The organism is uncultured Modestobacter sp. (assembly GCF_947486615.1).
GTDB lineage: Bacteria > Actinomycetota > Actinomycetes > Mycobacteriales > Geodermatophilaceae > Modestobacter.
Genome location: NZ_CANKUD010000015.1, coordinates 31816 through 56927 on the forward strand (window position 1 = coordinate 31816; position 25112 = coordinate 56927).

At 74.3% G+C, this 25112-nt stretch carries 24 protein-coding genes; 13 read left to right on the forward strand and 11 right to left on the reverse strand.

The window, feature by feature from the left end; all coding sequences use genetic code 11:
• Positions 1-29: 29 nt before the first annotated feature.
• A complete protein-coding gene (locus Q1A09_RS20735; protein WP_299959616.1) occupies positions 30-4631 on the reverse strand; it encodes an ATP-dependent helicase in 4602 nt (1533 codons plus the stop codon).
• A gap of 39 nt (positions 4632-4670) precedes the next feature.
• Positions 4671-5435, reverse strand: a complete 765-nt coding sequence (locus Q1A09_RS20740) for a methyltransferase domain-containing protein (RefSeq protein WP_299959619.1) — start codon at positions 5433-5435, stop codon at positions 4671-4673.
• Between the two features lie 103 nt (positions 5436-5538).
• On the opposite strand from Q1A09_RS20740, the gene Q1A09_RS20745 reads away from it, so the two are divergent.
• From Q1A09_RS20745 to Q1A09_RS20760, 4 genes are all read left to right on the forward strand, one after another.
• A complete protein-coding gene (locus Q1A09_RS20745) occupies positions 5539-5760 on the forward strand; it encodes a KTSC domain-containing protein (RefSeq protein ID WP_299959622.1) in 222 nt (73 codons plus the stop codon).
• A 47-nt stretch (positions 5761-5807) separates the two neighbouring features.
• Positions 5808-6953 carry an acyl-CoA dehydrogenase family protein gene (locus tag Q1A09_RS20750; RefSeq protein ID WP_299959625.1) on the forward strand — a complete coding sequence of 382 codons (1146 nt, stop codon included), beginning with the start codon at positions 5808-5810 and terminating at the stop codon, positions 6951-6953.
• A gap of 58 nt (positions 6954-7011) precedes the next feature.
• The gene (locus Q1A09_RS20755) at positions 7012-8286 is read left to right on the forward strand and encodes an MFS transporter (protein ID WP_299959628.1); all 1275 of its coding nucleotides are present in this window, start codon (positions 7012-7014) and stop codon (positions 8284-8286) included.
• 157 nt (positions 8287-8443) lie between these two features.
• Positions 8444-8638, forward strand: coding sequence for a DUF3046 domain-containing protein (locus tag Q1A09_RS20760; RefSeq protein WP_299959631.1), 195 nt, complete (start codon positions 8444-8446; stop codon positions 8636-8638).
• A 26-nt stretch (positions 8639-8664) separates the two neighbouring features.
• Here the strand turns inward: Q1A09_RS20760 and Q1A09_RS20765 are convergent, their stop codons facing one another.
• A complete protein-coding gene (locus Q1A09_RS20765; RefSeq protein WP_299959633.1) occupies positions 8665-9522 on the reverse strand; it encodes an NAD(P)H-binding protein in 858 nt (285 codons plus the stop codon).
• Positions 9523-9625: 103 nt separating this feature from the next.
• Here Q1A09_RS20765 and Q1A09_RS20770 point away from each other — a divergent pair, with 103 nt between their 5' ends.
• The 3 genes from Q1A09_RS20770 to Q1A09_RS20780 all read left to right on the forward strand — a co-directional run bounded on the left by Q1A09_RS20770 (position 9626) and on the right by Q1A09_RS20780 (position 12335).
• Positions 9626-10012, forward strand: a complete 387-nt coding sequence (locus Q1A09_RS20770) for a helix-turn-helix domain-containing protein (RefSeq protein ID WP_299959636.1) — start codon at positions 9626-9628, stop codon at positions 10010-10012.
• Between the two features lie 182 nt (positions 10013-10194).
• Entirely contained in the window at positions 10195-11229 is a 1035-nt protein-coding gene (gene recA, locus Q1A09_RS20775) for a recombinase RecA (protein ID WP_299959639.1), read from the forward strand.
• A gap of 8 nt (positions 11230-11237) precedes the next feature.
• Positions 11238-12335 (forward strand): regulatory protein RecX, encoded by a 1098-nt coding sequence (locus Q1A09_RS20780; protein WP_299959642.1) that lies wholly within the window; start codon positions 11238-11240, stop codon positions 12333-12335.
• A 122-nt stretch (positions 12336-12457) separates the two neighbouring features.
• On the opposite strand, the gene Q1A09_RS20785 is transcribed toward Q1A09_RS20780, so the two are convergent.
• The 5 genes from Q1A09_RS20785 to Q1A09_RS20805 all read right to left on the reverse strand — a co-directional run bounded on the left by Q1A09_RS20785 (position 12458) and on the right by Q1A09_RS20805 (position 16441).
• Positions 12458-12868, reverse strand: coding sequence for a hypothetical protein (locus Q1A09_RS20785; RefSeq protein ID WP_299959645.1), 411 nt, complete (start codon positions 12866-12868; stop codon positions 12458-12460).
• A gap of 283 nt (positions 12869-13151) precedes the next feature.
• Complete coding sequence (locus Q1A09_RS20790) at positions 13152-14030, reverse strand: amino acid ABC transporter permease (protein ID WP_299959648.1); 879 nt, start codon at positions 14028-14030, stop codon at positions 13152-13154.
• Positions 14027-14680, reverse strand: coding sequence for an amino acid ABC transporter permease (locus Q1A09_RS20795; RefSeq protein WP_299959651.1), 654 nt, complete (start codon positions 14678-14680; stop codon positions 14027-14029). The genes Q1A09_RS20790 and Q1A09_RS20795 overlap by 4 nt, the downstream gene beginning before the upstream one ends.
• 85 nt (positions 14681-14765) lie before the next feature.
• Complete coding sequence (locus Q1A09_RS20800) at positions 14766-15656, reverse strand: glutamate ABC transporter substrate-binding protein (protein WP_299959654.1); 891 nt, start codon at positions 15654-15656, stop codon at positions 14766-14768.
• A 29-nt stretch (positions 15657-15685) separates the two neighbouring features.
• On the reverse strand, positions 15686-16441 hold the full coding sequence (locus Q1A09_RS20805) for an amino acid ABC transporter ATP-binding protein (RefSeq protein ID WP_299959657.1): 756 nt from the start codon (positions 16439-16441) through the stop codon (positions 15686-15688).
• A 157-nt stretch (positions 16442-16598) separates the two neighbouring features.
• Between Q1A09_RS20805 and Q1A09_RS20810 the strand changes: the two genes are divergently transcribed.
• Both Q1A09_RS20810 and miaB read left to right on the forward strand, forming a co-directional pair.
• Entirely contained in the window at positions 16599-17057 is a 459-nt protein-coding gene (locus Q1A09_RS20810) for a hypothetical protein (RefSeq protein WP_299959659.1), read from the forward strand.
• A gap of 38 nt (positions 17058-17095) precedes the next feature.
• A complete protein-coding gene (gene miaB / locus Q1A09_RS20815; protein ID WP_299959661.1) occupies positions 17096-18562 on the forward strand; it encodes a tRNA (N6-isopentenyl adenosine(37)-C2)-methylthiotransferase MiaB in 1467 nt (488 codons plus the stop codon).
• A gap of 76 nt (positions 18563-18638) precedes the next feature.
• Here the strand turns inward: miaB and Q1A09_RS20820 are convergent, their stop codons facing one another.
• The gene (locus Q1A09_RS20820) at positions 18639-20276 is read right to left on the reverse strand and encodes a DUF349 domain-containing protein (RefSeq protein WP_299959663.1); all 1638 of its coding nucleotides are present in this window, start codon (positions 20274-20276) and stop codon (positions 18639-18641) included.
• Positions 20277-20334: 58 nt separating this feature from the next.
• Between Q1A09_RS20820 and Q1A09_RS20825 the strand changes: the two genes are divergently transcribed.
• From Q1A09_RS20825 to dapF, 3 genes are read left to right on the forward strand one after another with little or no spacing between them, the layout of a single operon-like run.
• Complete coding sequence (locus Q1A09_RS20825) at positions 20335-21009, forward strand: hypothetical protein (RefSeq protein WP_299959665.1); 675 nt, start codon at positions 20335-20337, stop codon at positions 21007-21009.
• Complete coding sequence (miaA, locus tag Q1A09_RS20830; RefSeq protein ID WP_299959666.1) at positions 21006-21944, forward strand: tRNA (adenosine(37)-N6)-dimethylallyltransferase MiaA; 939 nt, start codon at positions 21006-21008, stop codon at positions 21942-21944. The genes Q1A09_RS20825 and miaA overlap by 4 nt, the downstream gene beginning before the upstream one ends.
• Positions 21941-22843 carry a diaminopimelate epimerase gene (gene dapF, locus Q1A09_RS20835; protein WP_299959668.1) on the forward strand — a complete coding sequence of 301 codons (903 nt, stop codon included), beginning with the start codon at positions 21941-21943 and terminating at the stop codon, positions 22841-22843. The genes miaA and dapF overlap by 4 nt, the downstream gene beginning before the upstream one ends.
• 6 nt (positions 22844-22849) lie before the next feature.
• On the opposite strand, the gene Q1A09_RS20840 is transcribed toward dapF, so the two are convergent.
• Positions 22850-23050, reverse strand: a complete 201-nt coding sequence (locus tag Q1A09_RS20840) for a hypothetical protein (protein ID WP_299959671.1) — start codon at positions 23048-23050, stop codon at positions 22850-22852.
• 73 nt (positions 23051-23123) lie between these two features.
• Positions 23124-24455 (reverse strand): MFS transporter, encoded by a 1332-nt coding sequence (locus Q1A09_RS20845; RefSeq protein ID WP_299959674.1) that lies wholly within the window; start codon positions 24453-24455, stop codon positions 23124-23126.
• A gap of 71 nt (positions 24456-24526) precedes the next feature.
• Between Q1A09_RS20845 and Q1A09_RS20850 the strand changes: the two genes are divergently transcribed.
• Entirely contained in the window at positions 24527-25066 is a 540-nt protein-coding gene (locus Q1A09_RS20850; RefSeq protein ID WP_299959677.1) for a transcriptional regulator, read from the forward strand.
• The last annotated feature ends 46 nt before the right edge of the window (positions 25067-25112 follow it).

Sequence of the window (25112 nt, forward strand, 5' to 3'; positions counted from 1 at the left end):
GCCGGTTCTGGGCCACCCGGGTGCACACCTCAGCCGCGCAGCCGGAGGCCGCGCGGGGTCGCGGCGAAGCCGGCCGCCTGCAGCGCGGCGGTGAGCGGACCAGACTCGTGGACCGAGGCCCCGTCGGCCTTCTGCACGACCATCCGGCCCAGCGCGCCCGAGGCGACGGCACCGGACAACGCGGTGGCCGCCTCCTTGAGCACGGTCTCCTCCTCGGTCCAGGACAGCAGCGTCTTGCCGCCGCGCTCGACGTAGAGCACCAGCTCCCCGTCGACCAGCACGACCAGCGCCCCGGCCTTGCGCCCGGCCCGGTGACCGCTCTTCTTCGTGGCGGTGCCGGTGCCCTCTCCGAGGTCGACGGCGTCGTCGGCCGCGGGGGCGACCGCCCGCTCAGGCCAGGGGAGGGCGGCGCCGTAGACGTTGGCCGGGTCGGTGGCGGCCAGGACGACCGGGCCGGCCGGCACCCGGTCGGGGCTGGCGAAGCTGCGCACCCGGTCGATCGACCCGGGCGTGCCGAACTGGGCGGCCCCCAGGGTCTCCACGAAGTAGCCGCGGCGGGCCCGGCCGTTCTCCTCGAACGCCCGCAGCACCGGGTAGACGGCGGAGAACCCGCCGGTGACCTGCTCGGCCTGCACCGCACCGCGGGTGAGCACGCCGTGCCGTTCCAGCAGCGCCTCGGCCCGGGCGGTGGTGCGTTTGGTCGGGTTGCCCTCCAGCTCGGGCAGCCGCGACCAGCGGCCGGCCATCGACGGTGGCCCGGTGCGGCTGGGCATGGCCGGGCGGCCCAGCCGGGTGCGGCCGTGCCGGGTGCGGTCGAGCCGGGCGCGCGGGGCGGCCGGCTGGCGCTTGTGGGTGCCGCCGCCGGACAGCCGGGTGCGCAGCGGGGCGAGGGTGTCGTTGGTGAGCGCGCCGGCCCAGACCAGGTCCCAGATCTCCTCGGCCAGGGCGGGGTCGTCGGTCGCGCCGACCCGGTCGGACAGCGAGCGGAAGAACAGCGCCTGGCCACCGGCGAGCTCGTCGAGCAGCGCCGCGCCGTACCCGCCCTCCACCGAGGCGGCACCGGGTGGTTCGGGCAGCAGCAGAGGCGCGAGGTCGGCGGGCACCAGGGTGACCCAGCCGTCGCCGCCGGAGAGCCCGCCGGCGCCGCCCCACAGCACCTCGCCGGCGCTGGTCAGCTCGTCGAGCAGGGCGGGGGAGTAGTCGCGCACCCGGGACGGCAGCACCAGGGTCTCCAGCGCCGAGGCCGGCACCAGCGCGCCGGCCAGCTGCTCGACCACGGCCAGCACGCCGTCCACGCCGCGCAGCCGACCGCCGACCGACTGCCAGGACGGGGTGAACCGGGCGAGGGTGCCGATCGGCACCGGCTCGACCTCCTGGCGCAGCTTGGCCAGCGAGCGCCGCCGGACCGAGCGCAGCACGTCGGCGTCGCACCACTCCTGACCGGTGCCACCGGGCCGGAACTCGCCGGTGACCAGCCGGCCGGTGCCGACCAGCCGCTGCGCCGTGGCGGTGACGACGGCGACCCCGAGGCCCAGCCGGGTGGCGACGTCGGCGGGCACGAACGGGCCGTGGGTGCGGGCGTACCGGCTGACCAGGTCGCCCAGCGGGTCGGCGACCGGCTCGGTGAACACCTCCGGCACCCCGACCGGCAGCGCGGTGCCGAGCGCGTCCCGGAGCCGGCCCGCGTCCTCGATCGCGACGTGCCGTTCCTCGCCGGCGACCCGGACCACCAGGGCACGGCGGGTGGTGACCAGCTCGGTCAGCCACTCGGCCGGCACCCCTCGCGCGGCGGCCTCGGCGACGGTCAGGTCGCCGACCACCCGCAGCAGGTCGGCGGCGCCGTCGACGTCGCGGGGGTGCCGCTCGGCCGGCAGCCGCTGCAGCTCGGCCTCGATCTCGGTCATCGCGTCGGCGTCGAGCAGCTCGCGCAGCTCGGAACGGCCCAGCAGCTCGGCCAGCAGGCCGGTGTCCAGGGCCAGCGCCTGGGCGCGGCGCTCGGCCATCGGGGCGTCGCCCTCGTAGATGAACTGGCCGACGTAGCCGAACAGCAGCGACTGGGCGAAGGGCGAGGCGGTCTGCGTCTGCACGTCGACGACCCGCACCCGGCGGGACCGGACGTCGCTCATCAGCTCGACCAGGCCGGGCACGTCGTAGACGTCCTGCAGCACCTCCCGGACCGCCTCGAGCGTGATCGGGAACGAGGAGAACTCACTCGCCACCGAGAGCAGCTGGGCCGCCCGCTGGCGCTGCTGCCACAGTGGGGTGCGCTTGCGCGGGTCGCGCTTGGGCAGCAGCAGCGCGCGGGCCGCACACTCGCGGAACCGGCTGGCGAACAGCGCGGAGTTGCCGACCTCGGCGGTGACCTCCCGCTCGACGTCGTCCGGGTCGAGGATCGCCAGGTCGGCCTCGGGCGCCTCGCCGGTGGTGTCGGGCAGCCGCAGCACGATGCCGTCGTCGGAGTGCATCGAGGCGACGTCGACGCCGTACCGCTCGCGCAGCCGGGCGGCGAGCACCAGCGCCCAGGGGGCGTTGACCTGCGCGCCGAAGGGGGAGTGGACCACCAGGCGCCAGTCGCCGAGCTCGTCGCGGAACCGCTCGACCAGCATCGTGCGGTCGTCGGGCAGGTGCCCGGTGGCCTGCTTCTGCTCGGCCAGGTAGGCGAGCAGGTTGGCCGCGCCCCACGCGTCCAGGCCCGCGGCCCGGGCGCGCTCCGCCCCGGCCTCGGGGGTCGCCGACCCGACCTCGCGCAGGAACGCGCCGAGCGCCCGGCCCAGCTCCAGCGGCCGGCCGAGTGTGTCGCCGTGCCAGAACGGCATCTTGCCCGGGAGCCCCGGCGCGGGGCTGACGAGCACCCGGTCGTGGGTGATCTCCTCGATCCGCCAGGACGAGGACCCGAGCAGGAACACGTCGCCCACCCGGGACTCGTAGACCATCTCCTCGTCGAGCTCGCCGACCCGGCGGCCGCCGTTCTCCCCGGCGCCGGAGACGAGGAAGACGCCGAACAGCCCGCGGTCGGGGATGGTGCCGCCGCTGGTGACCGCCAGCCGCTGGGCGCCGGTACGGGCGGTGAGGGTGTCGGTGACCCGGTCCCAGGTGAGCCGGGGGCGCAACTCGGCGAAGGCGTCGGAGGGGTAGCGGCCGGCCAGCATGTCCAGCACCGCGTGCAGCGCCGACTCGGGCAGTGAGGCGAACGCGGCCGAGCGGCGGAGCACGGCGGCGACCTCGTCGACGGTGCGCGGGCGCTCGGAGACCATCGCGACGATCTGCTGGGCCAGCACGTCGAGGGGGTTGCGCAGGTACCGGGTGGACTCGATCGCACCGGCCCGCATCCGCTCGGCGACGACGGCGCTCTGCACCAGGTCACCGCGGAACTTCGGGAAGATCACGCCCTCGCTGACCGCGCCGACCTGGTGCCCGGCCCGGCCCACCCGCTGCAGCCCGGCGGCCACGTTGGGCGGGGACTCGACCTGGACCACCAGGTCGACCGCGCCCATGTCGATGCCCAGCTCCAGCGAGGAGGTGGCCACGACCGCGGGCAGCTGCCCGGACTTGAGTGCCTCCTCCACCACGGCGCGCTGCTCGCGGGAGACCGAGCCGTGGTGCGCCGAGGCGACCGGCTTGACGTCGGCTGGCAGCCCGCCGCCGGAGCCGGCCTGCGCCATCAGCTCGGCCGGGTTCGCCCCGTGCGGCAGCGGTTCGCCGGTGGCCCGCTCGTAGGCCAGCTCGTTGAGCCGGCTGGTCAGCCGCTCGGCCAGCCGGCGGGAGTTCGCGAAGACGATCGTGCTGCGGTGTGACTCGATCAGGTCGAGCACCCGCTCCTCGACCGCCGGCCAGATCGACGTCCGCGGCTGGTTGCCCGCCGCCGACCCCTCCAGCTCACCGGTCGGCTGGCCCAGCTGGCTCATGTCCTCGACCGGGACGACGACGGAGAGGTCCCACTGCTTCTGCGACGGCGGGGCGACCACCTGCACCGGCCGGCCGCCGGCGAGGAAGGTCGACACCTCCTCGATGGGGCGCACCGTGGCCGACAGCCCGATCCGCTGGGCCGGCCGCTCCAGCAGCTCGTCGAGCCGGTCGAGGGAGACGGCCAGGTGGGCGCCGCGCTTGCTGCCGCACACGGCGTGCACCTCGTCCAGGATCACCGTCTCGACCCCGCGCAGCGCTTCCCGGGCCTGGCTGGTGAGCAGCAGGAACAGCGACTCCGGGGTGGTGATCAGGATGTCCGGCGGGCGGCGGGCGAAGAGGCGCCGCTCGTCGGCCGGGGTGTCGCCGGACCGGATGCCGACGGTGATCTCCGGGCGGTCCTGCCCCAGCCTGGCCGCGGCCTGGCCGATGCCGGCCAGCGGTGCCCGGAGGTTGCGCTCGACGTCGACGGCCAGCGCCTTGAGCGGGGAGACGTAGAGGACCCGGCAGCGGGCCAGCGGCTCCTCAGGCGGCGGCGCGGCGGCCAGCCGGTCCAGCGACCAGAGGAACGCCGCCAGCGTCTTGCCCGAGCCGGTGGGGGCGACGACCAGGGCGTGCTCGCCGCTGCTGATCGCCGTCCAGGCGCCCTCCTGGGCAGCGGTCGGCTGCTCGAAGGCGCCGGTGAACCACGCCCGGGTGGGTGCGGAGAACCGATCAAGGGCCGACACGCCGTCCAGTGTCCACGCGGGTACGACAGTCCGCCGTGGTCAGCCCGGGCGGCGGGCCTCCAGCAGGTATCGCTGGGACCACGAGACGAGCGCGCCGTCCCGTTCGATCCGCCGGTGCAGCGCGGCCAGCTGCGGCCGGTACCGCTCCACCGAGAAGTCCGGCACGGTCCAGACCACCTTGCGCAGGAAGTGCACCACCGCGCCGACGTCGGTGAACTCGACCCGGCAGGCCTGCGACCGCAGGTCGACGACGTCCAGCCCGGCGCTGCGCGCGGCGTCGGCGGCCAGCGCCGCGCTGGGCAGGTCGGGCTCCGGTCGTGCGCCGGTCAGCGCCTCGGCGAGCACCCGGTGGGTCCCCGAGCCCACCCCCTGGCTCAGGTACGTCCCGCCGGGGGAGAGGAGGCGGGCGATCTCCGCCCAGGGCCGCGTGGTCGGGTGCCGGCTGCTCACCAGGTCGAATGCGGCGTCGGGGAAGGGCAGCGGTCCGGCGTCCGGGGCCTCGGCCACCGCGCCGTCCCACCGGGCGAGCCGGGCACGGGCGAGGGCGAGGTTGGGCGGCCACGACTCGGTGGCCGCCACCCGGGCGGGCCGGCGCGCAGCCCGGGTCAGCGCGGCGGCGTAGACCTCGCCACCACCGGTCTGCACGTCCAGCGATGCGGCCGCTGCGCCCAGCCGGTCGGCCAGCAGCCCGGCGTAGCCCCAGGCGGGTCGCTCCTCGCTGGCCCGCCCGGTGAACCAGGAGAAGTCCCAGCCCTCGGTGGGCGCGGCCGCGCCCTCGGCCACCAGGTCCTCGAACGTCGGCACCGCAGCAGCGTGGGTGGTGGTCGAGGAGTCGACAAGTGGATTCGTCGAGGTGACCATGGGATGACACAGGTGTAGTTCCACCGTCGTCGTCCGGGTGGGTGCCATGCAGCGAGCCGGGGTCGAGTCCTCGAGCGTGCGGTGGGTCGGCTACGACCTCGATGAGCACGTGTTGGAGGTCGGGTTCGTCGGCGGCGGGGTGTACCACTACCTCGACGTCCCGCCCGAGGTCGCGCTCGCCCTGCTGGAGGCCGACAGCATCGGCCGGCACCTCAACACCGAGATCAAGCCGGTGTACGAGGGCCGTCCGGTACCCCGCGCGAGCTGACCCGCGGACCTGTCGGACCGTCGGACCCCTGCGCCACACTCGGTGGCATGCGTCACACCCGGTACGAGGCGGAGCACGAGGACTTCCGGCAGAGCGTGCGCGCCTTCCTGGAGAAGGAGGTCGCGCCGTTCCACGACGACTGGGAACGCGCCGGCATCGTGCCCCGCGAGCTCTGGACGGCGGCCGGCGGCCAGGGCCTGCTGGGCATCGAGATGCCCGAGGAGCACGGCGGCGGTGGGCTGCGCGACTTCCGCTGGTCGTGCGTGCTGAGCGAGGAGCTCACCCGGATCGGCGCCAGCGGGGTCGGGTTCGGGCTGCACAACGACGTCGTCGGCCCCTACCTGCGCGACCTGGCCACCGAGGAGCAGCAGCAGCGCTGGCTGCCGGGCTTCTGCACCGGCGAGCTCATCACTGCGATCGCGATGACCGAGCCGGGTGCCGGCAGCGACTTGCAGGGCATCGCGACCACCGCGCGCCGGGACGGCGAGGACTGGGTGCTGTCGGGGTCCAAGACCTTCATCACCAACGGCGTCAACGCCGACCTGGTCATCGTCGTGGCCCGCACCGACGCCGACGTCCCGGCCTCCCGCGGCCTCAGCCTGCTGGTGGTCGAGCGCGGCATGCCCGGCTTCTCCCGGGGCCGCAACCTGGAGAAGGTCGGGCTCAAGGCCCAGGACACCGCCGAGCTCTTCTTCGACGACGTCCGGGTGCCTGCGGCCAACCTGCTCGGCACCGAGGGCCGCGGCTTCGCCCACCTGATGGAGAACCTGCCCCAGGAGCGGCTGCACATCGCCGTCTCCGCGGTCGCCTCGGCCGAGACGGTGCTGGCCCTCACCGTCGAGTACGTGACCAGCCGGACGGCGTTCGGCCGGCCGATCGGCTCCTTCCAGCACTCCCGGTTCGTGCTCGCCGAGCTGCAGACCGAGGTGACGATCGCCCGCACGTTCGTCGACGAGTGCGTGCGCCAGCTGGGCACCGGCGACCTGACCGCCACCGATGCGGCGATGGCCAAGTGGTGGACGACGGAGCTGCAGCACAAGGTGGCCGACCGCTGCCTGCAGCTGCACGGCGGCTACGGCTACATGAGCGAGTACCGGGTGTCGAAGGCCTGGCGTGACTCGCGGGTGCAGTCCATCTACGGCGGCACGAACGAGATCATGAAGGAGATCATCGGGCGGTCCATGGGGCTCTGATCACGATGGGCGGCTCGTCGTCCGGCCCGCCCGGCCGGGGGTCCGGCAGACTCGCGCCGTGACCGGGACCCCGCTGGTGACCGCCGACCGCGCCGCGGTGCAGCGGCGGACGGTGGCGGTGCTCTCCGCCGGGGTGGCCCTCGGCGGGCTGGGCGTCACGATCGGCATCACCGTCGGCGGGCTGCTGGCCCGCGAGGTCGCCGGCGGCGACGCGGCCGCCGGGCTCGGCCAGACCGCCAGCGTGCTGGGCGCCGCCCTGGTCGCGGTGCCGCTGGCCCGGGTCAGCGACCGGCACGGCCGCCGCGCCGGGCTGGCGCTGGGGTACGGCGTGGCCGTGCTCGGTGCGCTGCTGGTCGTCGCCGCGGCCGCGCTCTCGTCGCTGACGCTGCTGCTCGTCGGCCTCTTCCTGTTCGGTGCCGCCACCAGCAGCGGGCTGCAGGCCCGCTACGCCGCGGCCGACCTGGCCGAGCCCGAGCACCGCGGCCGGGCCCTGTCGCTGGTGGTGTGGGCGACCACGATCGGCTCGGTGCTCGGGCCCAACCTGGCCGGGCCCGGTGACGACCTGGGGCGGGCGCTCGGGCTGCCGGCGCTGGGCGGGGCGTTCGCCCTGTCGATCGTGGTGTTCGCCGTCGTCGTCCTCGGTGCACTGCTGTTGCTGCGGCCGGACCCGTTGCTGCTGGCCCGCCGGCTGGCCACGACGACCGGACCGGCCGGCCCGCCGCCGCGGACCGGCTCCGGTGCGGCGCTGCGGGCGGTCTGGGCGACCCCCGGTGGGCGCCTCGGCCTGACCGCTGTCGTGGTCTCGCACGCGGTGATGGTCGGGCTGATGGTCATGACGCCGGTGCACATGGGCGCCGGTCACGCCGCCGCCGACGGGACGACGCTGCGGGTGATCGGCCTGGTCATCAGCGTGCACGTCGCCGGCATGTACCTGTTCTCCCCTGTGGTCGGCTGGCTCGCCGACCGGGTCGGTCGCGCGGCGACCGTGGGGCTGGGGGGCCTGCTGCTGCTGCTGGCCGCGCTCGTCGCCGGCACCGCGCCCGCCGGGGCCGCCGTCCAGCTCGGTGTCGGGCTGTTCCTGCTCGGGCTGGGCTGGTCGTGCGGGCTGGTGGCCGGGTCGACGATGGTCACCGAGTCGGTGAACCCCGAGGTGCGCCCGACCGCGCAGGGCGCCACCGACCTGCTGATGGGCCTGGGGGCGGCGGTCGCCGGTGCGGTCGGCGGGCCGCTGCTGGCGATCGGCGGGTTCGGGCTGGTGGCCGTCGTCTCGGCGGTGCTCGTCGTACCGCTGGCGGTCGTGTGGGTGCGCGGGCTTCAGCGCCGGTTGCGGTAGTTCCGGACCATCAGCACCAGCGAGGTCGCGAGCATCAGCGCGATCGCGATCTGGCCGACGGTGTCCCAGGTGGCCGAGCCGGTGCTGGGGATCATCCGGCCAGCCTAGGGCTGCCGGGCGTGCAGCGGGGTGGACGGCGGTGGGTACGGTCGTCGGCGTGCGTCTGCAGGAGTTCTGGTCCCGGATGGAGGGGCAGTTCGGGTCGATGCGGTCGCAGAGCGTGGCCCGTGACCACGTCTTCGGTCAGCTGGGTGGCCTGACGGCGATCGAGGCGATCGACGCCGGCGTGCCTGTGCGCAAGGTCTGGCTGGAGATCTGCAAGGAGTACGACGTCCCGCCGAAGGAGCGCTGAGCGCCTCCGGCGGGACGGCGCCGTGCTCAGCGGCCCAGGACGGTCCGCACGTACTGCACGAGCGTGGTGGTCGGCCGGCCGATGAGCGTGGACAGCGCGGTGCTGCCGGTGTCGAGTGCGCCCTGCGCGATCGACTGGTCCAGGGCGACGACGAACTCGGCGGTCTGCTGCGGCAGCCCGAGGCCGAGCAGGAACTCGGTGTGCTCAGCGGCGGTCAGGTCGCGGTGGGTGACCTCCCGGCCGGACTCCGCCGCCACCGTCGCGGCCAGGTCGGCCAGCGTGAACGCCTGGTCGCCACCGACCTCCAGGACGCCCGGCTCCGGGGTCCCGGCGGTGAGGACGGCGACCGCGCCGGCCGCGAAGTCGGCCCGGGTGGCCGCGGGGATGCGGCCGCTGCCCGAGCTGCCGACCACCTCGCCGGTCTGCGCCGCCGTCCGGATCTGGTCGTCGTAGTTCTCCAGGTACCAGTTGTTGCGCAGCACCACCGCCGGGATGCCGGAGTCGGCGATCAGCCGCTCGGTGGCGATGTGCTCCGGCGCCAGCGGCAGCGTCGTGTCGTCGGCCTTGGGCGCGCTGGTGTACACGACCAGCCCGACACCGGCGGCCGACGCTGCCTGCAGCACGTTGCCGTGCTGGACGACCCGCTGGCCGACCTCGCTGCCGGAGACCAGCAGCAGCCGGTCGGTGCCCTGCAGGGCGGCCTGCAGCGCGGCCGGGTCGCCGTAGTCGGCCAGGCGGACCCCGACGCCGCGGGCGGCGAGGTCGGCGGCCTTCTCCGGGGTGCGGGCGACGGCGACGACCTCGGCAGCCGGGACGCCGGCGTCCAGCAGTCCGGTGACGACGAGGCGGCCGAGCTGGCCCGTGGCTCCGGTGACGGTGATCAAGGGGACTCCTCCGAGTGCTTGCTGGCAGTAGGGCACTAACGAATCGTTAGTGCCGTCGTGCTGGACGGTACGCTGGCCGTGGTCCTGGAGCGAGGGGGGTGTGGTGGAACAGACGGTCGAGGAGCTGGTGGCCGACGTGTTCAGTCGCGCCTGCACCTCCCGGGAGGCGTTGGAGCACGTGACCGGGAAGTGGTCGCTGCTGGCGCTGTCGGCCCTGGCGGAGTCGCCGCACCGGTTCGGCGAGCTGCGCCGCCGCATCGAGGGGGTCAGCGAGAAGATGCTGGCCCAGAGCCTGCAGACGCTCGAGCGGGACGGCTGGGTGCACCGCGAGGTGCGGTCGGCGATCCCGCCGCACGTGGAGTACCGGCTCACCGACGCCGGCGCCGAGCTCGTCCCGCACCTGCTGGGCCTGATCGAGTTCGTCGAGGCCCGGATGCCGGCCGTGCGCGCCGCCCGAGCCGCGGCCGAGGCGTCCCGCACCTCGCGCTGAGGTCGCTCCCTGGTCGGACGCGCCGATCTCGGCGTGTCACTGGAATCGAACAGGTGTTCGGCATACCGTGGCGTCCACAGGTCCGGTCCTCGTCCACAGACGGGCCCGGCCCGCGGAAACTGTCAGACCCCCGCCCTAGCGTCGGCGACGACCCGCTACAGCGACATCCGAAGGTGGCCACCATGGCAACGCTCGACCGCGACAAGGCCCTCGACATGGCCCTCGCCCAGATCGACAAGCAGTTCGGCAAGGGCTCGGTCATGCGACTGGGTGACTCGCCGGAGGTGGCCATGAAGGTCATCCCGACCGGATCGGTCGCCCTCGACATCGCCCTCGGCATCGGCGGGCTGCCCCGCGGCCGGGTCATCGAGGTCTACGGCCCCGAGGCCTCGGGCAAGACGACGGTCGCCCTGCACGCGGTGGCCAACGCCCAGGCCTCCGGCGGCATCGCCGCGTTCATCGACGCCGAGCACGCGCTCGACCCCGAGTACGCCCGGGCGATCGGCGTCGACACCGACGCGCTGCTGGTCAGCCAGCCCGACACCGGTGAGCAGGCGCTGGAGATCGCCGACATGCTGATCCGCTCCGGTGCCCTCGACGTCATCGTCATCGACTCGGTCGCCGCCCTGGTGCCCCGCGCCGAGATCGAGGGCGAGATGGGTGACAGCCACGTCGGTCTGCAGGCCCGGCTGATGAGCCAGGCGCTGCGCAAGATCACCGGTGCGCTGAACAACTCCGGCACCACCGCGATCTTCATCAACCAGCTGCGCGAGAAGGTGGGCGTGGTCTACGGCTCGCCCGAGGTCACCACTGGTGGTCGCGCGCTGAAGTTCTACTCCTCGGTGCGCCTGGACGTGCGCCGGATCGAGACCCTCAAGCAGGGCACCGACGCCGTCGGCAGCCGGGTCCGGGTCAAGGTCGTGAAGAACAAGGTCGCCGCCCCGTTCAAGCAGGCCGAGCTCGACCTCATCTGGGGCCAGGGCTTCAGCCGCGAGGGTGGCCTGATCGACATGGGCGTGGAGCAGGGCTTCGTGCGCAAGTCCGGTGCTTGGTACACCTACGAGGGCGACCAGCTCGGCCAGGGCAAGGAGAACGCCCGCAGCTTCCTGCGGGACAACCCCGACCTCGCCGACGAGATCGAGAAGAAGATCAAGGAGAAGCTCGGCATCGGGGTCACCGCGCCCGCCGAGGCCGCGGCTGCTCCCGCCGACTTCTGATCGCTCCGATGTCCGACACGCTGTTCGGCGAGAGTCAGGGCGGCGGCGGCTTCGGGGACGACGCGGGACGGGCCGGCGGCGCAGGTCGCCGGCCCGGCCGGCGCCGTGCCGGTCGCACCGACGGGCCGCCCCGATCGGGCGGCGAGGACGGCGGGTCGACAGGTGGCTCGCGGAGCCGCGGCAAGCGCAGTTCCGGGCCGCAGTGGAGCCGGAGCTCGAAGGCCGACGCCGACGCGCCCGCCGAGATGGAAGACCCGGAGGCCGTCGCCCGGGGCATCTGCCTGCGGGCGCTCACCGGCGCCGCGAAGACCCGCAAGCAGCTGGCCGACCTGCTGGCCAAGAAGGAGGTGCCGGCCGACGCCGCAGCCGCGGTGCTCGACCGGTTCACCGAGGTCGGCCTGATCGACGACGCGGCGTTCGCAGCCGCGTGGGTCACCTCACGGCAGTCCGGTCGCGGGCTGGCCCGCCGCGCGCTGAGCGCGGAGCTGCGGGCCAAGGGCGTCGACGACGAGGTGGCGGCCGCTGCGGTGGCCGAGGTCGACCCGCAGGACGAGTGGGACAGCGCCCGCGCCCTCGTCGAGCGCAAGATGCCCTCGATGCGCCGCCTCGACCGGGTCGTCGCCGAACGCCGCCTGATCGGGATGCTGGCGCGCAAGGGCTACGGCGGTGGCCTGGCCGGCTACGTCGTCCGAGAGGCGCTCGACGCCCTCGCCGACGAGCTCCTGGCCGAGGACGCCACAGATGGCGCACCGGTCGCTGCCGAGCGTGATCCCGCCGAGCGCTCACCCGAGCAGAAGCCTGCCACCCGCAGGTCCTCGTTCGGCAACTCGCGCAATGCCGGGCGCGGCAGCTCCTGGCGGCGGGGCGCCGAGGCAGCGTCCACCGCGGACGAGGAGGTCGACGAGCCGCTCCCCGACGACCCGGACGCCCCTGCCCCGGTGCCCTGGTCCCGCGAGCGATCCGCGGCACGGGCTGCGGCCCGTGCCGGCACAGCCGCCACAGCGGGTGACCAGGACCCGGCGGCCGAGGTGGGGGAGGGGCACGCCCGGCCGATCAGCCGGCTGCGGCCACCTCCGGGTGAACGGCTGGTCGACGACCTGCCCTGACCGGGGCACACGCCCACGTCACGAACGAGATCAGCCGATGCGACGGACGTCGCATCGGCTGATCTGCGTCGGTGCCTCGCTCGGGTCCGGGCATGAGTCAGTGGCTCACGCCCGGAGGGGGCTCAGCGGTTGACCCAGGCGGTGATGTCGATGGCCACGCCGTCCGCGGCCTCCTCGTCGGGGGAGAGCCAGCGGCGGCTGCGCTCCTGGCCGGCCCGCAGCCACAGCTCGATGGCGGTGTCGAACTGCGACATGGTGATCTCCTTGCCGGCGATGGCGCTGGCCGGGCCCAGGAAGGTCACGTCGGCCTCGCGGCCGCCGGGGTACAGCAGGACCACGCGGCAGCGGGCCCGGCGGTGGCGGGCCGGCGGGACGGCCTCCCGCACGATGGCCGACTCGGCACCGGCGGCCGAGGCGAAGCGCCGGGCGCTGGCCCGCAGCTTGCCGACGAAGATCTGGGTGGTCGTCTCCAGGTCGTTGTCGTCGTCGAGGTCGCGGTGCATGTGGCGCGGCGCGGCGGCAGTCGAGGTCACACCTCCACTCTCGGCAGGACGGGACCCGATCGTCACCGGCTGAAAGTGCCAACTCGGGCCCAGGACTCGGGCAGTCGGCCGGCCGAGCGGTGGTGGTGCGCCAGGTGGGGCGGTGGAGGTGAGTGAGACCCCAGCCGCCCCACCGACCCGACGGCTCGAGACGCCGTCAGGCCGGCTTGGGCGGGGGCGAGCCCCGACGCCAGCGAGCCCCGACGCCAGCGAGCCCCGACGCCCGGGGCGTCGGGGCTCGCTGGCGGGTGGACCGAAGAGCCCGGCGGTGTGGTCAGACCCGGGTCTGGTCGGGCTCGCCGTCCAGCAGGTCGGCCGGCTGCTGCTCAGGGCTGCGGGCGTTGCGCCCCAGTCGCCGCTCGAGCCGGGTGGCCAGGAAGGACAGCACCATGTTGATCACGATGTAGACGACCACCGCTGCCGCGTACAGCTGCAGCTGGTAGTTCGAGCCGTAGTAGTTGACCAGGTTCGATGCCGACTGCAGCAGCTCCGGGTACGCGATGATGAAGCCCAGCGCGGTGTCCTTGAGCAGCACCACCAGTTGGCTGATCAGCGCCGGCAGCATCCGCCGAACGGCCTGCGGGACCAGGATCGTCGTCATGACCGTCGTCTTGCGCATGCCCAGCGCGTAGGCGGCCTCGCTCTGCCCGCGGTCGATGGACAGGATGCCCGCGCGGAAGATCTCGCTGAGGACCGCCATGTTGTAGAGGGTCAGGCCGAACACCAGGGTCCACAGCCGGCCGACGTCCAGACCGATCGTGGGTGCGCCCAGCAAGAGGAACAGCAGCAGGACGACCAGCGGCACGGCACGGAAGAACTCGACGATGAGCAGGCTCGGCAGCCGGAGCAGCCGGTGGTCCGACAGCCGGCCGACAGCGAGGACGGCGCCGAGCACCACGGCGAGGACCATCGCGTAGCCGGCGGCCTCCAGCGTGTTCAGCAGGCCGTCCCACAGTCGCTGCGGCACGCCGGTGCGGGAGTCGAAGATGATCGCCCAGCGCTGGCCGGCCAGCTGGCCGTTGACGGCCAGCCGCCAGATCACCAGGGCGGCGAGCCCGGCGACGAGCAGGAACCCGCCGATCGTGGCGGCGCGGACCCGGCTGCGGCCCCGCGGGCCCAGGTCGTCGAAGAGGACGGTCGTCGAGGTGCTCATCGGACGATCGCCGTCCGGCGCTCGATGCGGGAGATGGCGATGGCGGAGGGCACGGTGATCACCATGTAGAAGAAGGCGACGCCGGCGAACACCCACAGCGCGCTGCCTGGGTTGTCCCGGATGATCGAGGGGCCGTAGAAGGCGATGTCGGCGACGGCGAACCCGCCACCGGCGATCGAGGTGTTCTTCACCAGCGCGATCCAGACGTTGCCGAGCGGGGGGACCACGGTCCGGAAGGCCTGCGGCAGGACGACCGTGCCCAGGGACTGCCGGAAGGTGAGGCCCAGCGCCCGTGCCGCCTCGGCCTGCCCGGCGGCGACCGAGTTGATCCCGGAGCGCACCACCTCGCAGACGAAGGCCGAGGTGTACACGGACAGTGCCACGATCGCGGCGAGCACGTAGTTCTGGAACGTCAGGTCGACCTGGGGGAGCCCGAAGACGACGAGCACGAAGACCGCCGTGAGCGGGGTGTTCCGGACGACGTTGACGTAGCCGGTGCCCAGTGCCCGCAGCGGCGGGACCGGGGAGACCCGGAACCCGGCCAGCACCGTGCCCAGGAGCAGGGCGATCACACCTGCGGCGACGCTCATCAGCAGGGTGCGCAGGAACCCGGACCAGAACAGGTCGAGGTTCTCGACGACTACGCCCATCGCGGTGCTGTCCTCCGGACGTGGGTGGGGGGTGGATGCGCGGGAGGTCCGCCGGCGGCGTGCCGACGGACCTCCCGGGCGAGGATCAGTAGCGGTCGACGGCCGGCGGCTCGGGGGCCTCGGTGTCGGTGATCGCCCCGGCGGTGGCATCCCAGGCGTCCGCCCAGGTGCCGCTCTCGTAGGCCTCTTCCAGGGTGTCGTTGATGAACGCCCGGAACTCGTCGTCGCCCTTCGGGATGCCGATGCCGTAGGGCTCCTCGGTGAAGGCGTTGCCGACCAGCTCGAAGTCGCCGTCGCTCTGCGCGACCAGACCGGTGAGGATCACGTTGTCGGTGGTCACCGCGTCGACCTGGCCGTTGCGCAGGGCCTCGGCGCACTGCGAGTACTCACCGAACAGCGTCAGCTGGGCGTCCGGGTAGTTGGTCTGCACGTACTGCGCCGGTGTGGAGCCGTTGACCGAGCAGGTGCGGATGTCGGGGAAGGACTCCGGGCCGGTCACGCCGAGCGGGTTCCCGGCGGCGACCATGATGTCCTGCCCGGCCTCGTAGTACGGCCCGGCGAAGTCGATGATCTCCTTGCGCGCGTCGTTGATCGTGTACGTCGCCACGACCATGTCGACCTGGCCGTTCTGCAGGAACGGTTCGCGGTTGGCCGAGACGGTCTCGACCCACTCGATGTCCTCCGGGGCGATGCCGAGCTCGGCGGCGACGATCTTCGCCATCTCGACGTCGAAGCCCTCGGGCTCACCGTCCGGGCCGACCAGGCCGAAGCCGGGCTGGTCGAACTTGGTGCCCACGGTGATGGTGCCTGCCTCGGCGAGCTCGGCCATCGTGGTACCGGCCTCGAACTCGACGTCCTCCTGGACATCGACGGTGTTGCCGGCGGCGTCCTCGGCCTGGTCGCCTGCCTCGCTCGAGCAGCCGGCGAGGACGACGCCGGCGGCCGCGAGGGCGGCGGCGTAGCGGGTGATGCGCATGGTGGGTCCTCTCGTGGGGGTGCGGGGGATCAGTGGTTCAGGATCTTGGAGAGGAAGTCCTTGGCCCGGTCCGAGGTCGGGTTGGTGAAGAACTCCTCAGGGGTGGCGGACTCCACGATCCGGCCGCCGTCCATGAACACCACCCGGTTGGCCGCCCGGCGGGCGAAGCCCATCTCGTGGGTGACGACGATCATGGTCATCCCGTCCCGGGCCAGCGAGGTCATCACGTCGAGGACCTCGTTGATCATCTCCGGGTCCAGGGCCGAGGTCGGCTCGTCGAAGAGCATCACCTTCGGGTCCATGGCCAGCGCGCGGGCGATCGCCACGCGCTGCTGCTGACCACCGGACAGCTGGGCGGGCACCTTGTCGGCCTGGTGCCCGACGCCGACCCGGTCCAGCAGCTCGCGGGCCCGCTTCTCGGCGTCGGCCTTGGACTGCTTGCGCACCTTGATCGGACCGAGGGTGACGTTCTCCAGCACGGTCTTGTGCGCGAAGAGGTTGAAGCTCTGGAACACCATGCCGACGTCGGCACGCAGCCGGGCCAGCTCCTTGCCCTCCTCGGGCAGGCGCTGGCCGTCGATGGTGATCTCGCCGTTCTCGATCGACTCCAGGCGGTTGATCGTGCGGCACAGCGTCGACTTGCCCGAGCCCGACGGCCCGATCACGACGACGACCTCACCGCGGTCGATCGTCAGGTCGATGTCCTGCAGGACGTGCAGTTCGCCGAACCACTTGTTGACGCCGCTCAGGCGGACGAGAGGCTCTCCGGCCGGACGTTCGGTCACAGCGGGTGACCTTAGGCGGCGCTCATCAGCCGAGACGTCGCCAGGCCATCACGAAGCTGTAACGAAGCGTCGGCCCAGCCGTGAGTTCCCCGCATCGGTGTCGGGCAGGTCACGATCTGCGGGCGTCGGGAGCGCTCCCGTGGGTACCGGACGGCGCATGCGCAGCCCCAGCGTCCTGGCCACCCTCACCCGCGGCGTAGGCGCGGGCCTCGCCGGCACTGCCGTGATGACCGCCTTCCAGCGACTGGTGGAGCAGCCGCTCACCCGGCGCCCGGACAGCCACGCGCCGGCGGAGGTCGCCGAGGCCCTGCTGCCGGTGCACTCCGCCAGCCCAGCGGGCCGGACCCGGCTGAACTGGGTCGCGCACTTCGGCTTCGGCACGGTCTGGGGCGCCGGCCACGCCCTCGCCTCCCGCGCCGGGCTGCGCGGGCAACGCGCCGTGCACGTGGTCTTCGCCCTCGGGTACCCCGCCGACGTGCTGCTCGCCACGGCGCTGGGCGTGTACCACCCCGGCCGCTGGAGCAGGCAGGACTGGCTGGTCGACGTGCTGGACAAGTACGTCGCCCTGCAGGCCACCGGCTTCGTGCACGACCGGTTCCTGGTTCCTCGCCGCTGACGCACGGCCGGCCGCCGGCGCGGGCTCCGTACGATGCGGTGGTGAACGGCAAGACCTACCTCGTGCGCACGTACGGCTGCCAGATGAACGTGCACGACTCCGAGCGGCTCTCCGGCCTGCTCGAGTCGGCCGGCTACACGGCAGCTCCCGAGGGCACCGACGCCGACGTCGTCGTGCTCAACACCTGCGCCGTCCGGGAGAACGCCGACAACCGGCTCTACGGCAACCTCGGCCACCTGCGCCCGGTCAAGGACGCCCACCCGGGGATGCAGATCGCCGTCGGCGGCTGCCTGGCGCAGAAGGACCGTGGCGAGATCGTCCGGCGCGCGCCCTGGGTCGACGTCGTCTTCGGCACCCACAACGTCGGGTCGCTGCCGGTGCTGCTGGAGCGGGCCCGGCACAACGCCGAGGCGCAGGTGGAGATCGTCGAGTCGCTGGAGGTCTTCCCCTCCACGCTGCCGGCGAAGCGGGACTCCGCGCACTCCGGCTGGGTGTCGATCAGCGTGGGCTGCAACAACACCTGCACGTTCTGCATCGTCCCGGCGCTGCGCGGCAAGGAGAAGGACCGCCGGCCCGGCGAGATCCTGGCCGAGGTGCAGGCGCTGGTCGACCAGGGCGTGCTGGAGGTGACCCTGCTCGGGCAGAACGTGAACGCCTACGGCGTGGAGTTCCGCGAGCGCACCGCCTTCGCCGACCTGCTGCGCGCGGCCGGGCGGATCGAGGGGCTGGAGCGGATCCGGTTCACCAGCCCGCACCCGCGGGAGTTCACCGACGACGTCATCACCGCCATGGCCGAGACCCCGGCGGTCTGCCACCAGCTGCACATGCCGCTGCAGAGCGGGTCGGACGACGTGCTGCGCCGGATGCGCCGCGGCTACCGGCAGGACCGCTACCTCGGCATCATCGACCGGGTGCGGGCCGCCATGCCCGACGCGGCGATCACCACCGACATCATCGTCGGCTTCCCCGGCGAGACCGAGGCCGACTTCGAGCAGACCCTGCACGTCGTCCGGCAGGCCCGGTTCTCCAGCGCCTTCACCTTCCAGTACTCCAAGCGGCCTGGGACGCCGGCCGCGGAGATGGATGGTCAGCTGCCCAAGGAGGTCGTCCAGGAGCGCTACCTGCGGCTGACCGCGCTGCAGGACGAGATCAGCTGGGCGGAGAACCGCGCGCTGGTGGGCCGCCGGGTCGAGCTGCTGGTTGCCGCCGGCGAGGGCAGCAAGGACGCCGCCCGCGGCCGGCTCTCCGGCCGAGCCCGCGACGGCCGGCTGGTGCACTTCACCGCCGCGGACGGCGTCCGGGCCGGTGACGTGGTGGAGACCGTGGTGACCGAGGGGAAGCCGCACTTCCTGGTCGCCGACGGCGAGCTGCTGTCGCACCGGCGGACCCGGGCCGGGGACGCCAGCGAGGCCGGCACCCGGCCGACCACCCAGGGGATCTCGCTGGGGATGCCGGCGATCGGCGTGCCCGCCCCGCTCCCGGCCGCGGTCTCCGCCTGCGGCTGACGCGGACCCCGCGCACGGGGCCGGGACGACGACGGGCCCCCGACCAGCTGGTCGGGGGCCCGTCGTCGTCAGTGCGTCAGCGGCGGCCGGCGGACTTCTCCGCCTCGGCCAGCCACTCCCGGCGGGTGGTGAGGTTGGCCTCGGCCTCGCTGATCCGCTTGGCGTTGCCGGCGGCCTGCGCCTTCGCCAGCTGGTCCTCGGCCTTGGTGACCGCGGCCCGCATCGAGGTGAGCAGCGGGTTCTCCGGCTGCACCCGCGGGCGGGAGGACTCGGCGGCGCCGCGGAACTTCTCCTCCACGGTCCGCATCCGGTCCTCCAGGTCGCGCATGGCGCCGCGGGGCACGTGCCCGATGGCGTCGTAGCGCTCCTGGATCTTGCGCAGCGCGTTCTGGTTGCCCTTGTTGGCCGGGTCGAGCTTCTCGGCCTCGGCGAGCAGCTCCTCCTTGGCCTTCTGGTTGGCCAGCTCGTCGCTGCTGCGCGCCTGGTCGTTGGCGGTGCGGGCGGCGAAGAAGACGTCCTGGGCGGCGCGGAACTTCTTCCACAGGTCGTCGTCGGTGTCCCGGCCGACCCGGGGCACGGCCTTCCAGCGGTCCATCAGCCCGCGCATCGCCGCGCTGGTGGGGCCCCACTCGGTCGAGCTGGACAGCCGCTCGGCCTCGGCGATCAGCTCCTGCTTGGCCGCCCGGGACTCCCCGCGCTGCTTGTCCAGCTCGGCGAAGTGCGCCCCGCGACGGCGGCCGAAGGCGTCCCGCGCGGCCGCGAAGCGCTGCCACAGCGCCTCGTCGGTCTTGCGGTCGATGCCCTTGATCGTCTTCCACTCCTCGACGATCGCCTTGAGCCGGTCGCCGGCCGCCTTCCACTGGGTGGACTCGGCGGCGATCTGCTCGGCCTCGGCGGCGAGGGCCTCCTTGCGCTGGATCTGCCCGGCCCGCTGGGCGGCCTTCTCGGCGCGGTTGGCCGCCACCGCGGTGTCGGCCATGCTCACCATCGCCCGGGCGCGGGCGGACAGGCTGTCCAGGTCGCCCACGGCCTGGGCCAGCGGGATCGTGTCGGCCAGCTCCTGGGCCTTGGTGCGGATCTCACCGGGGTTGCCGGTGTGCGCGGCCAGCCGCGCCTCGAGCAGGGCGACCTCGGTGGCCAGGTCGTCGAACCGGCGGCCGTAGTGGGCCAGGCCATCGGCCGGGGACCCGGCCTGCCAGGAGCCGACCGAGCGCTCGCCGGTGGCGGTGCGCACGTACACGGTGCCGTCGTCGTCGACCCGGCCCCAGGCGGTGGGGTCGGAGGTCGGCACGGCCGGGACGACGCTGGGGACGTCGGCGGGCCCGGCGGGCGCTGCCGGGGCGGCGACCTGCGCCTCGGCCGCGGGGGCGGACGCCGTGTCGGTGGTCGGGTCGGCGAGCTGCGCCTCGGCCGGGGCCTCGGCTGCCGGGGTCCCGGCCTCCGGGGTCACGGCCGGCGACTCGGTCCCGGTGGGCGACGGCGGTTCGGTGCCCTCCGTCGACGCGGCGGGGGCCACGGGCGGCTCGGCGCCGTCCTGCTCACCTCCGGGGGCCTGTTCGGGAACGGCGGGCTGCTCGGTCTCGGCCGCCGGGACGGCGCCGTCCGGCGTCGCCGCCAGCGGTCCCTCGTCCACCGGGGTGGCCTCGAGGACCGCCTCCTCGGGGGCGGTGGCGGGCTGCTGCGTCCGGTCTCCGGTGTTCTCCGTGCTCGACACGGCAGCAGTCTCCCACGATGCATCCGCGACACTCCCTGGCGTGAGACCTCTTCGTCCGGTGACGGTTGCCTTCTGCCCGCAGACGCCGCTGCTGCTGCCCGCGGTGGCCGGTGCGCCGGGGTACGCGCTGTCGGTGCTGCGAGCCGCCGTCCTGGGTGCGGTGCAGACGCTGCTGGCCGACGAGCCGGACGTCGTGCTGGTCGTCGGGGACGGCGCCGGGGGCGTGCGGTTCGGCCCCGGGGACGCCGGTGACCTGCGCGGCTTCGGCGTCGACCTGGAGGTGCCCTTCGCCGGGCGGGTGCGCCCCGGAGGGCACCGCCTGCCCCTGGCGCACCTGATCGGGGCCTGGCTGCTGGACCGCGCCGGGCACACCGGTGCCCGGCTCGGCGTCGGTCCGGACGACCTCGCAGCCGCGCTGGCCGACGTGCCCGGCCCGATCGGGGTGCTGGCCATGGGCGACGGCTCGGCGCGCCGCGGTGAGAAGGCCCCCGGTGGTCTCGACCCGGCCGCAGCACCGTTCGACGCCGCGGTCACCGCCGCGCTCGCTTCCGGCGACCCGGCCGCCCTCGCCGCGCTGGACCCGACCGCCGGTGAGCGGCTGCTGGCGGCGGGCGTCCCCGTCTGGCGGGCGGTGGGGGCGGCGCTGACGGGCGTGGAGCCCACCGCTGCGCTCCGGCACGACGACGCGCCGTTCGGCGTGGCGTACCCGGTCGCCACCTGGCGGGTGCGGTGAGCAGCGGGCCGCCGGTGGTGGCGGTCGTCGGACCCACCGCCACCGGGAAGACCGCGCTCGCCGTGGCGCTGGCGCACCGGCTGGCCGGCCGCGGCGTCGGCGCGGAGGTGGTCAACGCCGACTCGATGCAGCTGTACCGCGGCATGGACATCGGCACCGCAAAGCCCACCGTGGCCGAACGGGACGGCGTGCCGCACCACCTGCTCGACCTGTGGCACGTGCGGGAGCCCGCCTCGGTGGCCGAGTACCGGCAGCGGGCCCGCACGGAGGTCGACCGGCTGCGCGCCGCCGGCGTCGTCCCGCTGCTGGTCGGCGGCTCGGGGCTGTACGTGCGCGCCGTGCTGGACGAGCTGGACTTCCCGGGCACCGACCCGGCCGTCCGGGCCCGGCTGACCGACGAGCTCTCCACCGAGGGCGCGGCGGCGCTGCACGCCCGGCTCGCCGGGCTCGACCCGGCCGCCGCGGCGGCGATCCTGCCCAGCAACGGACGCCGGGTGGTCCGGGCGCTGGAGGTGATCGAGCTGACCGGGCAGCCCTTCACCGCCCGGCTGCCCGAGCCCACCGCGCACTACCCGGCGGTGACCGTCGGGCTGGACCGCGCGCCGGAGGAGCTGGACGAGCGGGTGGCCCGCCGGGTCGACGTCATGTGGGCCGCCGGGTTCGTCGAGGAGGTGGCGGCGCTGGCCGCCGACGGTCTGCGTGAGGGGCCCACCGCGTCCCGGGCGCTGGGCTACGCGCAGGTGCTCCAGCAGTTCGACGGGCAGCTGTCGGCCGAGGAGGCGCGGGAGCGCACGGTCACCACCACCCGGCGGTTCGTCCGGCGGCAGCGCTCCTGGTTCCGCCGGGACGCCGCGACCAGCTGGTTCGACGCCGGTCGCCCCGACCTGGTCGAGGCGGTCGGGGCCCTGGTCGCCGACCGTAGGATCGAGTCGTGATCGACAGCGACGGCGGCCCGCGGGTCCTCCTGGGACACGGCACGGAGAACGACTTCGTCGTCCTGCCCGACCCCGACGGCTCGGTGTGGCCGGAGACCCGGCTGGACGCCGAGCTGGTCCGCCGGCTCTGCGACCGCCGGGCCGGGCTGGGTGGCGACGGCGTGCTGCGCGTCGTCCCGAGCCGGCTGGTGCCCGACGCCCCGTCCGTGCTGGGCGAGGCGCTGGCGCAGTGCGAGTGGTTCATGGACCACCGCAACGCCGACGGCTCGCACGCGGAGATGTGCGGCAACGGGATCCGGCTGTTCCTGCACGTCCTGCTGGCCGAGGGGCTGCTGGACCGGTCGGCCGCCGAGGCCGGGATCCTGGTCGGCACCCGGGGTGGCCCGCGGCGGGTGGGCGCGCGCCCCGAGGGTGGCTACTGGGTCGACATGGGCCCGGCGCGGCCGCTGGGGCCCAGTGCTGCGCAGATCGCCGGCCGGTCGTTCCCGGGCGTGGGCGTGTCGATGGGCAACCCGCACCTGGTCTGCCTCACCGACGTCGAGATCGACGCGCTCGACCTGTCCGTGCTGCCCGGCGTCGACCCGGCGGTGTTCCCCGACGGGGTCAACGTCGAGGTGGTCAACGTGCTGGCCGCCGAGGACGCACCGGCCGGGGCGTGCGCGCACGTGCGGCTGCGGGTCTACGAGCGCGGGGTGGGGGAGACCCGGTCCTGCGGCACCGGCGCCTGCGCGGCCGCCTCCGCGGCGCTGGCGGCCGGTGGCCGGACCGCCGGGACCGTCGCGGTGGACGTCCCGGGCGGCCGGCTGTCGGTGGAGTTCGATGGGACGACGACCGTGCTCTCCGGCCCGGCCGTCGTCGTCGCCACCGGCGTGCTCACCCCGGAGTGGCTCGCCGGCTGACCCCGGTCAGGGCCGGTCGGGCTCGTCCGCGCGGGTCTCGGGGGCATCGGTCGGGGCCTCGGGCTTGTCGCCGGGGCCCACGTTCCCGGTGCCCCGGGGGGCGCCGCGGCCGGTGTCCTGGTCGGCGCCGCCGAAGATGTTGCGCGGCGGGTCCAGGCCGGCGGGGTCGCGGCCGGGGTCGTCGATCTCCTGCTCAGGGCTGGTCATCGTCGTCCTCTCGAGCGGTGGGTCTGGTCCCGCCGCCCTACCCGGCGCCCGGCCGGTCAACCGGGCGGCCGGTTCAGCCGGCCCGCTCGGGGTCCGTGCCGGCCGTGGGGGTGCGGGCCTCGGGCAGCGAGGTCGCGTCCACCGCCCCGGGTGCGGCGGGGGCCGGGTCGTCGAGGCCGTCGGGCAGGTCGTGCAGGTGGAGCAGGGGGCTGAACACCACCCAGCCGGCCGCGAGCACCTGCCCGGCGACGGCGATCCACAGCGTCGGCAGCACACCGACCCAGGTGCCGAGCACCCCGCCGATCAGGCCGCCCAGCGGCATGGTGCCGTAGACCAGGAAGCGCACCGAGGCGTTCATCCGGCCCAGTAGGGCCGGCGGGCAGAGCCGCTGCCGGAAGCTCACCTGGGTGACGTTGTAGACCACGACCGCCCAGCTGAAGCCCAGCTGGCCCAGCGTGAGCAGCACCAGCGGGGCGCCGGTGGCGGCGAGCGGGGTGAGTGCGGTGAACGGCAGCATCACCAGCACCGACAGCGGGATCGCCCGGCCCTCGCCGACCCGCCGGGCGAACCGGGCCGCGGTCGCCGCGCCGACCAGGCCGCCCACCGCGCCGGCGGAGAAGACCAGGCCCAGCGTGCTCTCCGACAGGTCGAGCTCGCGCAGCGCGTAGAGCACCAGCAGCGTGGTGGTGACGGCGGAGAACAGGTTCGAGGTGCCGGTGCAGGCCACGATCCGGCGCAGCAGTGGCTGCCGGACGACGAACGACAGGCCCTCGGCGATCTCGGCGCGCAGCGACCGCCGGCCGGCCCGGTCGGGGACGACGTCGGGCTGCTCGATGCGGCCGAGGAAGAAGGCCGACAGCAGGAAGGACGCCGCGTCCAGGGCGATCAGGAACGGGGCCCCCATCACCCGCAGCAGCACGCCGGTGACACCCGGGCCGGCGACCTGGGCGACCGCGCGGCTGGCCTCGAGCTTGCCGTTGCCGTCGACGAGCTGGTCCCGGTCGACCAGTGCGGGCAGGTAGCTCTGGTAGGCCACGTCGAAGAAGACCGTCGCGGCGCCGGTGAGCGCGGCGACGACGAACAGCTGCCCCAGGCTGAGCACGTCGAGCAGGTAGGCGACCGGCAGGGTCGCCAGCAGCGCCGCGCGCGCCAGGTCGGCGGTGACCAGCACCCGCTTGCGCCGCCAGCGGTCCACCCAGGCGCCGGCCGGCAGCCCGATGAGCAGGAAGGCCGCCGTCTCCAGCGCGGTGAGGAAGCCCATCTCCAACGGCGTCGCGTCCAGCAGCGACACCGCCAGCACCGGGAGGGCCAGCAGGGTGACCTGGGTGCCGACCTGGCTGACGGTCTCGGCGGCCCAGAGCTGGCGGAAGTCGCGGTGCCGCAGCAGGCTCCGGTCGGTGGTCACCGGGCGAGCCTCCCGCCACCGATCGGGAGAAGTCAATCAGTCGGGCGGCGCGTCGTCCTAGGCTGGCCGGGATGACCGAGCCGCCCTCGTCCGAGCCCGTCGGGCGCATCTCCGGGGAGCGCCGTCCGGCCACGGACGCCGAGGCGCGGGCGCTGGCCTCCGCCGTCCGGATCCGGATCCTGCGGCTGTGCCTGGACGAGGCGCTGACCAACAAGGAGATCGCCGAGCGGCTGGGCCGCAACCCGGCGAGCGTGCTGCACCACGTGCGCACGCTGGTGGACACCGGCTTCCTGGACGCCGAGGGCGTGCGGCGCGGCACCCGCGGCGCGCGGGAGGTGCCCTACCGGGCCACCGGCAAGAGCTGGCTGATGGACCTCGACGGCCGGCCGGCCCCCGCCCGGGACCCGATACTGGGCGCCTTCCTGGCCGAGGTCGCGGCCGTGGGGGAGCAGCGGCTGGACAGCAGCCGGCTGGGGCTCCGGCTGGGGGCAGCGGACCTGGCCGAGTTCCGCCGCCGGCTGTACGGGCTGCTCGACGAGTACGCCCGGCTCCCCGCCGACCCGGACGGCGAGAAGTGGGCGGTCTACCTCGGGATGCACCCGGACTCCTGATGCGTTGTACCCGGCGATGACAACAGCTCGCACTCCAAGTCAGTCG

What these genes read in the sequence shown, in the direction of transcription:
- Q1A09_RS20795 (WP_299959651.1), bottom strand. Translation starts at nt 14,680, where the DNA reads ATGGGCGTAGTCGTCGAGAACCTCGACCTGTTCTGGTCCGGGTTCCTG.
- Q1A09_RS20840 (WP_299959671.1), bottom strand. Translation starts at nt 23,050, where the DNA reads ATGACCAGCCCTGAGCAGGAGATCGACGACCCCGGCCGCGACCCCGCC.
- Q1A09_RS20745 (WP_299959622.1), top strand. Translation starts at nt 5,539, where the DNA reads ATGCAGCGAGCCGGGGTCGAGTCCTCGAGCGTGCGGTGGGTCGGCTAC.
- Q1A09_RS20850 (WP_299959677.1), top strand. Translation starts at nt 24,527, where the DNA reads ATGACCGAGCCGCCCTCGTCCGAGCCCGTCGGGCGCATCTCCGGGGAG.
- recA (WP_299959639.1), top strand. Translation starts at nt 10,195, where the DNA reads ATGGCAACGCTCGACCGCGACAAGGCCCTCGACATGGCCCTCGCCCAG.
- Q1A09_RS20800 (WP_299959654.1), bottom strand. Translation starts at nt 15,656, where the DNA reads ATGCGCATCACCCGCTACGCCGCCGCCCTCGCGGCCGCCGGCGTCGTC.
- Q1A09_RS20810 (WP_299959659.1), top strand. Translation starts at nt 16,599, where the DNA reads ATGCGCAGCCCCAGCGTCCTGGCCACCCTCACCCGCGGCGTAGGCGCG.
- Q1A09_RS20790 (WP_299959648.1), bottom strand. Translation starts at nt 14,030, where the DNA reads ATGAGCACCTCGACGACCGTCCTCTTCGACGACCTGGGCCCGCGGGGC.
- Q1A09_RS20780 (WP_299959642.1), top strand. Translation starts at nt 11,238, where the DNA reads ATGTCCGACACGCTGTTCGGCGAGAGTCAGGGCGGCGGCGGCTTCGGG.
- Q1A09_RS20750 (WP_299959625.1), top strand. Translation starts at nt 5,808, where the DNA reads ATGCGTCACACCCGGTACGAGGCGGAGCACGAGGACTTCCGGCAGAGC.